The organism is Nonomuraea zeae, assembly GCF_005889725.1.
Classification (GTDB): domain Bacteria; phylum Actinomycetota; class Actinomycetes; order Streptosporangiales; family Streptosporangiaceae; genus Nonomuraea; species Nonomuraea zeae.
This window is the reverse complement of the sequence record NZ_VCKX01000038.1, coordinates 47,264-60,474: the sequence shown is the minus strand read 5'-3', so window position 1 is coordinate 60,474 and position 13,211 is coordinate 47,264. Positions and strand designations below refer to the sequence as shown.

The 13,211-nt window shown below is 70.9% G+C and carries 14 protein-coding genes; 6 read left to right on the top strand and 8 right to left on the bottom strand.

All coding sequences use genetic code 11. From position 1 onward, the window contains the following. Positions 1-106: 106 nt before the first annotated feature. Complete coding sequence (locus tag ETD85_RS15215) at positions 107-1,267, bottom strand: erythromycin esterase family protein (protein WP_138690348.1); 1,161 nt, start codon at positions 1,265-1,267, stop codon at positions 107-109. 289 nt (positions 1,268-1,556) lie between these two features. Here ETD85_RS15215 and ETD85_RS15210 point away from each other — a divergent pair, with 289 nt between their 5' ends. Continuing rightward, complete coding sequence (locus ETD85_RS15210) at positions 1,557-2,279, top strand: VOC family protein (protein ID WP_138690347.1); 723 nt, start codon at positions 1,557-1,559, stop codon at positions 2,277-2,279. Positions 2,280-2,317: 38 nt separating this feature from the next. Here the strand turns inward: ETD85_RS15210 and ETD85_RS67495 are convergent, their stop codons facing one another. Next, a complete protein-coding gene (locus tag ETD85_RS67495) occupies positions 2,318-2,722 on the bottom strand; it encodes a hypothetical protein (protein WP_206058323.1) in 405 nt (134 codons plus the stop codon). 138 nt (positions 2,723-2,860) lie between these two features. Here ETD85_RS67495 and ETD85_RS15195 point away from each other — a divergent pair, with 138 nt between their 5' ends. Beyond that, entirely contained in the window at positions 2,861-3,298 is a 438-nt protein-coding gene (locus tag ETD85_RS15195; protein WP_138690346.1) for a YybH family protein, read from the top strand. A gap of 100 nt (positions 3,299-3,398) precedes the next feature. On the opposite strand, the gene rox is transcribed toward ETD85_RS15195, so the two are convergent. The 3 genes from rox to ETD85_RS15180 form a co-directional block, all read right to left on the bottom strand. Then, positions 3,399-4,835: a rifampin monooxygenase gene (rox, locus tag ETD85_RS15190; protein ID WP_138690345.1), complete on the bottom strand. Its 1,437-nt coding sequence runs from the start codon at positions 4,833-4,835 to the stop codon at positions 3,399-3,401. A gap of 276 nt (positions 4,836-5,111) precedes the next feature. Then, complete coding sequence (locus tag ETD85_RS15185) at positions 5,112-6,713, bottom strand: multicopper oxidase family protein (protein ID WP_138690344.1); 1,602 nt, start codon at positions 6,711-6,713, stop codon at positions 5,112-5,114. Continuing rightward, a complete protein-coding gene (locus ETD85_RS15180; RefSeq protein ID WP_206058321.1) occupies positions 6,706-7,134 on the bottom strand; it encodes a hypothetical protein in 429 nt (142 codons plus the stop codon). Before ETD85_RS15180 ends, ETD85_RS15185 begins: the two co-directional genes overlap by 8 nt. A gap of 224 nt (positions 7,135-7,358) precedes the next feature. Here ETD85_RS15180 and ETD85_RS15175 point away from each other — a divergent pair, with 224 nt between their 5' ends. From ETD85_RS15175 to ETD85_RS63110, 3 genes are all read left to right on the top strand, one after another. Beyond that, positions 7,359-7,793: an ester cyclase gene (locus tag ETD85_RS15175; RefSeq protein ID WP_138690343.1), complete on the top strand. Its 435-nt coding sequence runs from the start codon at positions 7,359-7,361 to the stop codon at positions 7,791-7,793. Between the two features lie 144 nt (positions 7,794-7,937). Next, complete coding sequence (locus tag ETD85_RS15170; protein WP_138690342.1) at positions 7,938-8,216, top strand: hypothetical protein; 279 nt, start codon at positions 7,938-7,940, stop codon at positions 8,214-8,216. Between the two features lie 229 nt (positions 8,217-8,445). Further along, positions 8,446-9,303, top strand: a complete 858-nt coding sequence (locus ETD85_RS63110) for a hypothetical protein (protein ID WP_170246684.1) — start codon at positions 8,446-8,448, stop codon at positions 9,301-9,303. 1,254 nt (positions 9,304-10,557) lie between these two features. Here the strand turns inward: ETD85_RS63110 and ETD85_RS15165 are convergent. Beyond that, a complete protein-coding gene (locus tag ETD85_RS15165) occupies positions 10,558-11,208 on the bottom strand; it encodes an AAA family ATPase (RefSeq protein ID WP_138690341.1) in 651 nt (216 codons plus the stop codon). 93 nt (positions 11,209-11,301) lie between these two features. Further along, the gene (locus ETD85_RS15160) at positions 11,302-11,754 is read right to left on the bottom strand and encodes a winged helix-turn-helix transcriptional regulator (RefSeq protein WP_138690340.1); all 453 of its coding nucleotides are present in this window, start codon (positions 11,752-11,754) and stop codon (positions 11,302-11,304) included. 94 nt (positions 11,755-11,848) lie between these two features. On the opposite strand from ETD85_RS15160, the gene ETD85_RS15155 reads away from it, so the two are divergent. Beyond that, positions 11,849-12,442 carry a dihydrofolate reductase family protein gene (locus ETD85_RS15155; RefSeq protein ID WP_138690339.1) on the top strand — a complete coding sequence of 198 codons (594 nt, stop codon included), beginning with the start codon at positions 11,849-11,851 and terminating at the stop codon, positions 12,440-12,442. A gap of 228 nt (positions 12,443-12,670) precedes the next feature. Here ETD85_RS15155 and ETD85_RS15150 read toward each other — a convergent pair whose 3' ends face one another. Then, positions 12,671-13,060, bottom strand: a complete 390-nt coding sequence (locus ETD85_RS15150) for a hypothetical protein (protein WP_206058320.1) — start codon at positions 13,058-13,060, stop codon at positions 12,671-12,673. Between the last annotated feature and the right edge of the window lie 151 nt (positions 13,061-13,211).

The following is a 13,211-nucleotide window of genomic DNA, read 5'->3' as shown; positions in this document are numbered from 1 at the left end:
CCACCCGCCCACCCCCGCCACCCGGGGGTGGGCGGGTGGCTGCGTTTTTCAGGTCAGCTCTCCGGAGCCCGTCGAGAACGGCCGGTCCCCCCGAGGCCATGTGCCGTCACTCCCGGCTGACGGGCTCCTTGAGGAAGACGATGCCGTCGATCATGTCGAGGCCGGCCGGGTCCAGCGGGATATAGGCGTGGTCCGGCGAGATGCGCGGGCTCGGCTGTCGCGTGATGGCCTGGGCCAGGCGCCGGGCGTCGATGAGGGAGTGGTCCCAGGGAAGCGCGGACAGGATGCCCTCCACGGTGTCCGGGGGCGGGACGTCGGCGCCGACCGTGCCGAGGGCCGAGGCCAGGAAGGCGTACCGGTCGCCGAGGCGCGTCGCGGTGATCGCCCCCGCGCTCCACCACTCCAGCGACTGGTCGCCGAACGGCATGTAGCTCTTGTTCCGCTGCAGGTGGAGGTTGTGGGAGAAGACCAGGGCCGGGCCGTGCTCGGCGAGGGCGCACAGGTTCGCGGCCATCATCGCGTCCCGCAGGGCCGACAGCCGGATCCAGCGGGCCGGGGAGGTGTCGGCCATCCAGTGGTGGTAGCGGAGCAGGCCGACGGCGGTGCGCGCGTACAGTGCGGCCCGCTCGCCGTCCTCCGCGCTCAGCCGCGGCGCCTGCGTGTCGAGCAGCGCCACCAGGTCGTCGGTGATCAGCCGCAGCCGCTGCGCCTCGGCGGACTGGCCGATCGACTGCGCGGGATCCATGGCCGTGGCCTCGTTCGCCCACCGGTCGTCCGGGCCGAGCAGCGTGTCGAGGGTCTGCCTGGTGTGGGGGAGTGGGCCGTCGAGGAGGGCGTGCAGGCCGGTGAGCGCCTGGCGCGGGCTCGCCGCCCAGTACTCCAGCGGGCCGTCGAACCCGAAGAACCGCAGCTTGTCATCATGTTCCTCGTTGTACGCCCGCATCCAGCGCACGAGCTCGCGGTTGGCCGGCGATGCGCCGAAGCCGTGGCTGAAGCCGCGCTCCATGACGTCGTCGAGCGTGCCCGTGCCGGTCGTGACGTAGTCGTCCACGACCAGGCCCATGAGACAGTCGCTCTCGATGGCGAACGACCGGTAGCCCTCGTGCTCGACGAGGTGCCGGAAGATCTCGTTGCGCAGCTCGGGCAGCGTCTCCACGCGATGGGAGGCCTCGCCCAGGCCGAGCAGCAGCGGCCGGGCGGGCAGCGACCGGAGGAACGCCGAGATGCCTGGGCCGTCGAGCGGACGGGCTGTGTCCTTGATGTCCATGTCCTCAACGGTATCGTTGAACTTTCGGTTGAAGCTTTATCGCGTAACGCCCGCCATTACCGCGTGCCAACCTTCAATCGATGATGTACCTCTGAGGTCAGGCGACCCCCGATCCGGAGACAGCCGCGATGCGCCGGCGGGACTCCGGGTGCGGCGCTGCGAGGAGGCCGGCGTCGCGCGCTGACCGATAAGCGTTGGCGACACCAATCTTGATCGGGTTAGCGTGGTTCCGTCATGCGGCAGGACGTGCCCTGGCCGCACCTGTGAACCAACAGATCGGAGATGCGGGATGACTTCTCAGCTCGTAGCGCTCTGCTTCAACGCGAACGACCCCCTCCGTGTCGCGAACTTCTGGGCCGGGGTCCTCGGCTGGGAGTTGGCCGGCGACTCCCGCGAGGGCGTCACGCTCCTACCAAGCGATGACACCGGGTTCCAGATCCGATGTCTTCCGACCGAGGACAAGAAGACCGGCCCGAACCAGATGCACTTCGACCTGACGAGCACGTCCCTTGAGGACCAGCAGCAGACGGTGGCGAGGTCGCTCGAACTCGGCGCGCGGCACATCGACGTCGGGCAGCTCCCCGAAGAGGGCCATGTGGTGCTCGCCGACCCCGAAGGCAACGAGTTCTGCGTCATCGGGCCGGGCAACAACTTCCTGGCCGACTGCGGATTCGTCGGAGCGCTGGCGTCCGACGGCTCCCAGGAGGTCGGATACTTCTGGAGCAAGGCGCTGGACTGGCCGCTGGTCTGGGACCAGAACGAAGAGACCGCGATCCGCTCACCGCACGGCGGCCCGAAGATCACGTGGGGCGGCCCGCCAGTGGCGCCGAAGACCGGGAGGAACAGGCTGCACTTCGACCTCGCCCCGCCCGCGCACGGCGATCTGCAGGCGGAGATCGACCGGCTCGTCTCCCTCGGAGCGACTCGGCTCGGCCTCGACCAGGGCGAGGACGGCGGGGTGCTGATGGCCGATCCCGACGGCAACGAGTTCAGAGTGCTGACCCCCCGATAGCGTGGCCTTCGACGCGGCCAGCGGGAATGTGACGCCGGTCAGCTCCTCGGACACCGTCCACAGGCGATGGGCCAGCGCACCGTCCCGGGCGGCACCCGACCGTCCGACGAGCTTCGGCGCGCCGCGCCCCTCCAGTCAAAACCGTCGGCGGTACGGCCGAGCGGCGGGATCATCGGGCCGGCGTTGTTGATCAGCACATCGATCGGCTCGGCGAGGCCGCCGCCGCGCCGTTCGGGCTGATGCAGGATCTGATCGCGCAGGAGCAGGCACAGGGCGTGCTGGAGCCCGGCGATCCGCAGCGCGTGGGGATCGTGCTGTTCGCGACCTTGCAGGGCATCGCCACCCTGATCAACGGCAACCTGGTGGTGCCGGAGCTGCTCGACGGGATCGTGGAGACCGCCGTCGACCAGTTCACGCGGGGTTCGCGGCGACGTCAGCGGCATCCTCGGCCTCCGGCCCCCGGAGCGCGCCGGCCTGCGGCACCTCACATTCCGGTGGGCTGCGTCGTCGGACTGCCGACACCACAGAGGGCCGCCGCCGGATGAGCCGGCGGCGACCGGATCTCTTGAACGGAGGATGCGATGACGTCGCACGAGTCCGAGGTTAGGGCGTTCTTGGACGTCCGAGTCGATGCCTGCCAGAAGAAGGACATCGATCGGCTCATGTCACTGTATTCACCCGACATCGTTTATTACGATGTCGTCCCCCCGCTCCACTTCACGGGCTCCGACGCAGTCCGCGGCAACTTCGTGCGGTGGTTCGACGAGTACGAAGGACCCATCGGCCTGGAGACGCACGACCTGACCATCGCGGTGAGCGGAGATGTCGCGTTCGCCCACATGCTTCACCTGGACAGCGGCACCCGCAACAACGGGCTCCAGAGCTCGATATGGGTGCGCTCGACCGTTTGCTGCCGGCGGACAGGTGGCAACTGGCTGATCACGCACGAGCACATCTCCGTGCCGTTCAACCCGGAGAACCTGCAAGCCTGGTTCGGGCCGGTCGAGCCGACGGGGTGACGTGGGTCATGGCGTCCGCCTAGCGTTCGCGCCGCAGATCCGCTCCGGCTCCCCGAGAGCCCACCCCCCAGCGGCGCGAGCCCCGTTCGGCGCCGCCCTCTCAGCTGACGGCGGGGCCGAACCACGCGGGCAGCCGGTCGAGCAGCCCCTGCTGATCCGCGCCGGCCCACGCCACGTGCCCGTCCGGCCGCAGCAGCACCCCGGGCACGTCCAGTTCCTCGCTGACGTCGACGACGTGGTCGACCCGGTCCGCCCAGCCGGCCACCGAAAGCCGGCCGGTCTGGTCGAGCAGCAGCCCGCGGCCGCCGTGCATCAGCTCGTAGAGGCGACCCTGCTTCAGCTTCAGGTCCCGCATCCGCCGGCCGAGCAGCTCGTGCCCCTCGCCGAAGTCGTAGCGGATCCCGACCGCGGTGATGAGCTCGGTCACGTACCGGTTCACCTCCTCGAAGTCCATCAGCTTCGAGAACAGCTCCCGCAGCGCGGTCGGACCAGGCTCGGCCCCCAGCAGCGTGATCTGCGCGCGGGTGTTCTCCAGCACGCGGGCGCCCACCGGGTGCCGTTCGGCGTGGTAGCTGTCCAGCAGCCCCTCCGGCGCCCAGCCGTTGACCGCGGCGGCCAGCTTCCAGCCGAGGTTGAACGCGTCCTGCACGCCGAGGTTGAGCCCCTGCCCGCCGGTCGGCGAGTGGATGTGCGCCGCGTCGCCGGCCAGCAGCACCCGGCCCACCCGGTAGCGCTCGGCCTGCCGGGTGGCGTCGCCGAACCGGGACAGCCAGCGCGGCGAGTGCACGCCGAAGTCGGTGCCCGCGAACTCCCGCAGCTGCTTCTTGAAGTCATCGAGGGTCGGCGCGGTCGCACGGTCCTCGGCCACGCCGTCGGCGGGCACGACGACGCGGTACGTCCCCTCGTCCCCATCCTTGGCCGGGACGACGCCGAACCGCAGCTGGGTCTTGCGGACCTCCGCGACGACGGCGGCGATCGTCGCCGGATCCGCGGTCACCTCCATGTCGCCCAGCAGCGTCTCGACCTTGGAGGGCTCGCCGGGGAAGCCGACGCCGAGCTGCTTGCGCACCACGCTGCGCCCGCCGTCGCAGCCGACGAGGTAGCGCGAGCGCAGCCGCGTGCCGTCCGCCAGCTCGACGTTCACCCCGTCCTCGTCCTGGCTCAGCCCGGTCACTTCGCAGCCGCGCCGGATCTCGGTGCCGAGCTCGAGGGCGCGCTCGTTGAGCAGCCGCTCGGTGACCGGCTGCGGAGTGGCCAGACCGTACGGATGGGCCGTGTCCAGCCGGTCCGGCCACGGCTTGACGATGCCGCCGAAGAGACCGCCGGCCTGGAACTTCTCGCTGACGGCGAGGAACCGGCCGAGCAGGCCGCGCTGGTCCATCATCTCGACGCTGCGCGTGTGCAGGCCCTGTCCGCGTGACTGCCTGGTCGGCTCGGTCAGCCTCTCCAGCACGACCACGTGCACTCCGGCCAGCCGCAGCTCACTGGCCAGCCACAGGCCGGTCGGCCCGCCGCCGGCGATGATCACGTCAATCATGGAACTCCCATTCGACGAGGTGGCACTCCGGCCGGCTGCCCAGCGCGTCCGGAGGTGCGCCCACCCGCACCTCCGCGCGACGTAGATGTCGGCGAACCCCTGATTTCCGCTGGTTCCGGCCTCGGCTCGACGATTCTGCGGCATGACCCGGGTCTTGCCGCAAGCCCCCTGCTGCGCTATACGTTGAGAGTGGCAAGGAGTGCGTGACCTCCTTGCCCTTTGTTTTTCGCGGGCGTCCGCCGCGGCCGGACAGGCCCCTTCCGAGCTGCGGAAACGTCAGACGACCTCGAAGTTGGCCATCATGCCCATGTCCTCGTGCTCGGCGTTGTGGCAGTGGAAGAGGTAACGACCGCGGTAACCGTCGAACCGGGTGATGATCTCCACCGCTTCGCCCGGCCGCAGGGAGACGGTGTCCTTGAGCCCCGCATCGTGCGGCAGCGGCGGCCGGCCGTTGCGTGAGAGCACCCGGAACCCGACCAGGTGCAGGTGGACGGGATGATGGACGTCGGCGATCAGCCGCCACACCTCGACGTCGCCCAGGCCGACGGTGACGTCGGAGCGGGCGGGGTCGAACGGCAGCCCGCCGATCAGCCATCCGTGACCACCGCGCATCCGCCCGGTGCGGAAGGCGAACTCGCGCACCCTGACGGCGTCCGACCTGCGCCAGGCCGGCAGATCGGCCGCGAGCGTACGCGGGACGCGGCTGCCGTCGGTGGCGGTGCGCGCGACCCGGAAGGCCAGCACGTCGCGGGTACGGCCGGAGCCGAGCCGGTTGAGGACTCTGACGCGGCCGCCGACCGGCACTCCGGAGAAGTCGATGATCACGTCGTAGCGTTCGGCCGGCGCGATCGGCAGGACGCGGTGGGTGACCGGAGCCGCGAGCAGCCCCTGGTCGGCGCCGATCTGGACGAGATCGAGCCGGCGGCCGTCGTCGGTGACCGCCTCGAGCTCGTAGTGGCGGGCGTTGGAGGCGTTCAGGATGCGCAGCCGGTAGCGGACGGCGTCGACCTCGTGCACGGGCCAGGGGGCGCCGTTGACCAGGATCACGTCGCCGAGGACGCCGGCGAGATACGGGTCGGTCACGCCCGGCCGCTCCCGCAGGGTGGGGTCGAGTGCGGGGTAGGCGAGGCCGCCGTCGGCGGCGAACGCCCGGTCGGCGATCATCAGGGGCAGTTCGCGCCGCCCGGCGGGCAGGCCGAGCGCCTCTTCCGCGTCGTCGCGGACGATCTGCAGCCCGGCCAGGCCGCGCCAGATCGCGGGGGCGGTGAAGTCCATCCGGTGGTCGTGATACCACAGCAGCGTCGGCCGCTGGTCTAGCGGGAAGGTGTAGTCCCGCGTCAGGCTGGTCACCACGGCCCGCGGATCGTGCATGCCGGCGTGCATGCCGGGCATGCCGTGCCCCATGTGCGGGGTTGCGTCCTGCCGGCCCTCGGGCAGGACGAGGTCGGTCGGGTATCCGTCGGAAGCCGCCGGGGTCCGTCCGCCGTGCAGGTGCACGACGGTCGGCACGGGCAGCTCGTTGCGGTGCGTCACGGTGACCGGCCGGCCGCGGCGCGACTCGATCGTCGGACCCGGGAAGGTGCCGCCATACGTCCACAGCGGCGTCCGGACCCCGGGCAGGATCTCCACGCTCGCCTCGCGCTGAGTGATCGCGTAACGGTCGACGCCGCCCGAGGTGCTGACCGGCGCCGCTACGGCGGGAATCGGCAGCGGCACCTGGAAAGGCGGCGGCAGTGGCAGGGCACTGCGCAGCTCGGCGCCGGTGATCGACGGCCTGCGCGCCAGCGCCGCCGAGGCCGACAGGCCGGTGGCCGCCATCAGCCCGAGCGCCCCGCCGATGCCCAGCGCCGTCCGCCTGGTCAGCCCACGCTCACGCATCGCGGGCCTCCCGCCGCGGCAGGGGCCGGCGCCAGACGGCGATGAACAGCACGACGAGCGCGGCGACGGTCATCACGCCCAACGGGATGTGCAGCCACAGCGCGCCGTCCAGCCCGGCGAAGTACTGGGCGGTCTCGGCTGCCACCACCGCCATCGTAACCGGGAACGGCCAGACCTGGCGCAGCCGGATCCACACCACGGCAGCGACGATCACCTGCAGGTAGCCGATGGAGGTGACCACGTCGGCGCCGACCGCGTGCCAGCGCAGACTGTCGAAGTCGCCGGTCAGATACGCGCCGGCGAACACCGGCTGGCCGACGATCGCCACCACGTGCGCGCTGACGACGGCCCGTAGTGTCCACCCCGTGGGGGTCGTCCGATGCGTGGCATCGGATCTCAGGTGGCCGGCCACGGTGGGCATGAGGGATCCTCCGTACTCTGTCTCCGCTGCGAACACCTCCGACGTTATGGCTTGCGGGTTATCTTGTCTAAGATCAGTATTGCTATCCCGTTATGTAGTGGGAGGCATGACGCTCAGGCACAACCTGGTGGTGCGGTGCCGGCATCACAATCCGAGGGGCTGTCTCGTCTTGACTCCTGAGACCTCGTACGGCCGCCAGGCGGCCCGACCAAAGGAGAAGTGACATGCCGGCAGATCAGGAAGCTCGCAACAAGGAGACGTACCACCGCTTTCACGACGCCATCAACAGCGGCGATCTGGAGGTCATCTCGAAGGCGATCGACGCGTTCATCCACCCGGAGGGGCGCTTCCACACGGCGGAGCGGACTGACCTGACCGCGGTGCAGGCACAAAGGCGCGTGTGGGAGACGCTCCTGCGCGCGTTCCCCGACATTCACGTCACGCTCGATGACCTGCTCGCCGACGGAGACAAGATCGTCGCTCGGCAGACGGTCACCGGGACCAACACCGGTGAATACCGGGGCATGCCTCCGACCGGCAGATCCGTCACCTACCGCGAGATCTTCATCGCCCGCTTCGCCGACGGCCAGATCGCCGACCTCTGGGGAGTCGTCGACATCTACTCGCAGCTGCGGCAACTCGGCCTCATCCAGGGGTAGCACCTCGCCGGCCGGTGGGTGCCCGAGGGGAAGCGGATCTTGTGCCGTCCGATCTGCGGTGTAATTGGCAGGAGTCTCCCTTCATGGCCTGTGCCCCGGGACGGCTCTGACACCGGGCACGGCAGGCGGCATGAACGGGAAGCCATGGCAGCGGAGTTCGCGATCGGCGAGTACATCCTGGTGCAGGACGGCAGGACCTTCGAAATCTTCCATTGCCTGACCGAGGCCAGGCGATATCACGTGGCGTTCCTCGGAGTGGACGCGAAACCACACGGTGACGGTTTCAGGGTGACGATCGGCGCCCGGTACAAAGACCGGATCGCCAACGGGGTGCCGCTGAAGATGGATCGGCAGCAGTTCGCGCGTTTCCAGGAATTCATGGCCCCGGTCATCGAGGCGCGCGACGGCACGAACGGCCCGTAGCCGCCTGCTCCGGTCGCGGCGGCCGATCCGCGCGGCCGCCTGACGATCCTGGACCGAGGCGGCCGCGCGCGGGCGGATCAGCATCGCCGGCTCGCCGGATAGGCATCATGAGGCCCCCGGCCGGTAGGGCTTCAGCACGCGTTGCCGGTCTCCTCGAAGATCCCTTGACCTCAAGATCGTGCTCGCCTGAACTGCTCGCAGGATCCCCGTTTTCCGGGCAGGAGCATGTATGAGACGTCTAACGGGCGCCGTCGTGTCCATCCTCATCCTCTTACTCGCCGTCCAGCAGGCCGCCGTCGCCGACACGGTGCGCCTGCGGCAGAGCGCTCCGGCGCCGGGTCCGCTGCCCGCGCCACGGGCCGACGCCGGGCCCACCACCCCGGGCACGCCGCGGCGCACCACCACCCTCACTCCCGCCTTCCGCGGCGTGGCCGCCGTTCCCGACGTCGCCGAGCTCCAGGCGGACTTCGAGCTGCGCCGTACCGGCGGCAAGACGCTGACTTTCACCAGAACGGTCACCAGCGGCACGGCGGTGACCGTGCTGCCCGCCGACTTCGGCCTGGCCAGGCTGCAGGCAGGCGCCGGGTACGCCTTCCGCGCCCGCGTGCGTGACGGCGAGCGCGTCTCACCCTGGTCCGCCACGGCCGAGGTGACGGCGGGCGGCACCTCTGCCGCGGACCTGAAGGCCGCCGCCCGCCCGAAGGCCGTGGCACGGCGGACCGCCCTCGGTCCCGCGACCACCGCGACGAACGCCACCGCGAGCGCGGCCGCCGCGGCGGTCGCGATGACCTCGCCGCTGGACGGCGCGCGGCACCGCGCCGGTCCAGCTCGGCGCCGGCGACGTGGACGCCTGGGGACAGGTGGACACCGCCGTGACCGGTACGGCGATCTTCCCGTCCGGCCCGCACCCCGGCACCCACACCGGCACCGAGGTGGAGTACAAGGAGGACTACTGGTACGCCGAGGTGTCCTACCTGAACGCCGCCGGCAACGAGGTCAACCACCTCGCGGCCGGTTACGGCCTGTCCGTCACCGAGTACGACAGCCTGGGCAACATGGTGCGCCAGCTCACCGCCCGCAACCGTGAGCTGGCCACCAGCACGCCCGAGGAGGAGCCGAGGCTCGTCCATCTCGGCCTGGCCGAGGTGAACCAGGCCGTCCGCGCCGACCTGATGTCCACCGTCTACGTCTACAGCGACGACGGCCAGCGCGAGCTCGAACGGTACGGCCCGCTGCACGCCGTCGTCGTGCCCGGCGGTGCCTGGCTCGCCGCCCGCGAGCACACCGTCACCGAGTACGACACGGGCCGTCCGGCCACGGCCAAGGCGAGCGCCCTGCCCACCAAGGTCACCGTCGGCGCCGCCGTGCCGGGCGAGAGCGCGGACCGCGACGTCCGCACCACCGTCACCACCTACGACTGGAACACCGGCCAGGCGACCGGCACCGTCCAGGACCCCGCCGGGCTGAACCTGGTCCGCGCCACCGCGTACGACGCCCAGGGCCGGGTCACCGAGACGAAGCTGCCCAGCGGCGCCGCCACGACCACCACGTACTGGAGCGCCACCGGCACCGGCACGTGCGCGGGCCGGCCGGAGTGGGCCGACCTGGCCTGCCGGATCAGCCCGGCCGGCGCGCCGGCGAAGGTCACCGAGTACAACAGGTACGGCCGGCCCGCGAAGGTCACCGAGACCTCCGGGACCACCACCAGGACCAGCTCGTTCGGCTACGACGCCGCCGGCCGGGCCACGACCATGGCGGTTACCGGCGGCCTCGGCGCGGCGGTGCCGGCCCAGACGATCGCCTACGACCAGACGACCGGCCGGACGGCCAAGGTGACCACCGGCAGCTCCGCCGTCTCCACCGAGTTCGACGCGCTGGGCCGCCGGACGAAGTACGACGACGGCCGCGGCGGCGTCACCACCACCGAGTACGACGCGATGGACCGCCCGGTCAAGGTGAGCGACAACGTGCCCTCCTCGACCACCTACGTCTACGACGTGGAGGAGGAGCCGCGCGGCCTGCCCATCGCGATGACGGACTCGGTGGCGGGCACGTTCACGGCCACGTACGACTCCGACGGCATGATCTCCAAGCAGACCCTGCCCGGCGGCATCACCTACACCTCGTTCTGGGACGAGGCGGGCAGCATCGTCGAGCGCGACTACCGCCGCGCGGACGGCACCCTGCTCCTCTACGACTGGGTGGACGCCTCCGTCCACGACCAGTGGGTCAGCAGGACCGGCACCGACGGCGGCTGGCAGGACTACGTCTACGACGCCACCGGACGCCTGACCAGGGCACAGGACTCCACCGACACCAGCTGCGTCAGGCGCGACTACGGCTACGACCGCAACTCCAACCGCGTCTCAGGCGCCGCGGCGGCCACCTGCGCGAGCAGCGGCCCCAGCCGCTCGTCGAGCAGCCCGGTGGCGTCGGTGTCCGACAGCGGCCCGAGCGTCAGATCGGGCAGCCCGGCCAGGGCGGGGTCACCGTCACGGGCCGCGCAGATGAGCGCGATCCCCTCCCGGTCGAGCCGGCGCGCCATGAACTGCAGCATGTCGGCGGAGGCGTGATCCAGCCAGTGGGCATCGTCCACCAGGCACAACAGCGGGCCTGATGCCGCGTACTCCGCCAGCAGGCTGAGACCGGCCAGCCCGATGAGGAAGCGGTCCCTGCGCGGGCTGCGCGCCTGCCCGAACGCGCCCTTGATCGCCTCGGCCTGCACGTCGGGCAGCGCGGACAGGTGCCCGAGCGCGGGCCGCAGCAGCAGGTGCGCGGCCGCGAACGGCAGCCCGGCCTCCGCCTCGGCGCCCGTGGCGGACAGCCGCCGCGCGCCGCCGGCCGCGCGGGCGGCGTGGGCGGCGTGGGCGAGCAGCGCCGACTTGCCGCTGCCGGGCCTGCCCCTGATCACCAGGACCCCGCTGTGCCCCGCCCTTGCCTGTGCGAGGAGCCGCTCGATGGCCGCGGTCTCCCGAGATCGTCCGTGCAGCACGCAAGGCCCTCGCCTTCACTCGCTGCACATCTTGCAACGGCCGCGTGATCACAGCAAGGCCCGTGGTCAGCGCGCGCAGCCGCCGCGCCTCGATCACGCGGCCGCGCCGGGACCCGGCAGCACGTCGACGTCGCCCGCGTGCATCGGCTCGCCGCAGTGGGCGCAGCGCAGCTCCCCCCTGCTGATCTCACCGCAGGCGTGATGGCGGTAGAGCACGGGCGGGCCGGCCTCGCCCGCGAGCCACCTGTCCCCCCACCCGGCCATGACCATGAGCAGGTCGACGAGCTCGGTGCCCTTCTCCGTCAGGACGTACTCGTAGCGTGGCCGCCGGTCGTAGGGCCGGCGCTCGAGGACTCCGTGCTCCACGAGGTGGTTGAGCCGCTCGGTCAGGACCTTGCGCGAGATGCCGAGGTCGGCCTGGATCTGCTCGAACCGCGTGAGCCCGACCCACACGTCACGCAGGACCAGCGGCGACCAGGGCTCGCCGATGACGTCGAGCGTGCGCGCGATCGAGCACGCCATCTCGCTGAAGTTCGTGCGCTGCATGGAAGCCAGCCTACCAATTGGGGTTCCCTTAGGGAACTCTGTGGTGCTACGGTCATGGAGTCTCTTGAAGGAACTCCAAGGAAGGATCGCGGAGATGAGCAAGGTCATCAGCGCACCCGCAGTGTCGGTCGACGGGTACATCATCGGCCGCGACCCCGGCGCCGGTCGCGGCCTCGGCGACGGAACGACGCTCTTCGACTGGTACTTCGCCGGCGATACGCCCAGCCAGGTGTTCGACGGGTTCCGGCTGAGCGGGAACAGCGCCCGGATCTTCGACGCCCTCGCCGGACGCGTGGGCGCGGTCGTCGCGGGACGCAACACGTACGAGGACTCCGACCACTTCGGCGGCGGCAGCCCGCACCCGGCGGCCCAGCTGTTCGTCCTCAGTCATCGGCCGGCACCGGAGGTGACCGAGCGCCAGACCCTCGTCACCACCGGCATCGAGGATGCGATCGCCGCGGCTCGCCAGGCCGCCGGTGGCAAGGACGTCGGCCTGATGGGCGGCGGCGTCGCGACCGAGGCACTGCGGGCGGGGCTCGTCGACGAGGTGATCCTCCACCAGGTGCCGATCCTGCTCGGCGGCGGCCGCCCCTTCTTCCAGGCGCTCCCCGAGCACGTACGCCTCCGCCTCGTCGAAGCCGTCCCGGCGCCGGGCGTCACCCATCTCCACTACGAGGTCGAGCGCTGATCCCCGCCTACGGTTGCCGCGGCCGGGCGGCGCGAGGGTGTTGGAGCCCGACCTTCCCGAGCAGCCGGGCTCGCTCTGACGCCGGGACGATGGGCCATCAACGAGGATCCGCACCATCGACGTTCTCATCGATCGCGAGAGCATCCTCACCGGCCCGGCCGCCTGCGAGGGAGAGCTTGCGCGATCCCAGAAGCCAGCCAGACGGGAGGACGGCTCGTGACCCCGCTATCAATCAGCGGGCAGCGTCGAGCGCGAGCGCCCAATCGTCCGCAGGACCTCGGCACGGTTCCTGGCGGTCTTGAGCCACGTGGGCAGGCGCTCGACCAGGCTCGCCGGAGCCCCAGCCACAAGATCTCCACGTTCGCGCAGCTTCGCGGCCACGTAGGCCGCCAAGAGGTCGAGGTGCCGGACGTTGTAGGCCCACAGCACACGTCCGCAGCAACTCGCCTGCAACCAAACCGGCCGCTGAAAGAACGGATCGACAGGGCCGCCGACGGCCGCGGAGCCGACCGTCTCGTCCCTGAAGTAGCCGCACTCCCTGCAGCGCAAGCGGCGGCGGAAGCTCATGACCCCGGTGGAAGCCGCCTCGCCGTCATCGAGGGGCTCCGGATGCGCCAAGACGACAGCGCACCCGTCGCACCGAGGACAGCGCACCAGCACCTCGTCGATGAAGTCGTACCCGTACTTCCGTTCCCGCCGATCTCGGAACCGGTCATCAGGATCAGATGCGCTCCCTGTCACATGATCAGCCTGTCAGACGCCCATCCCG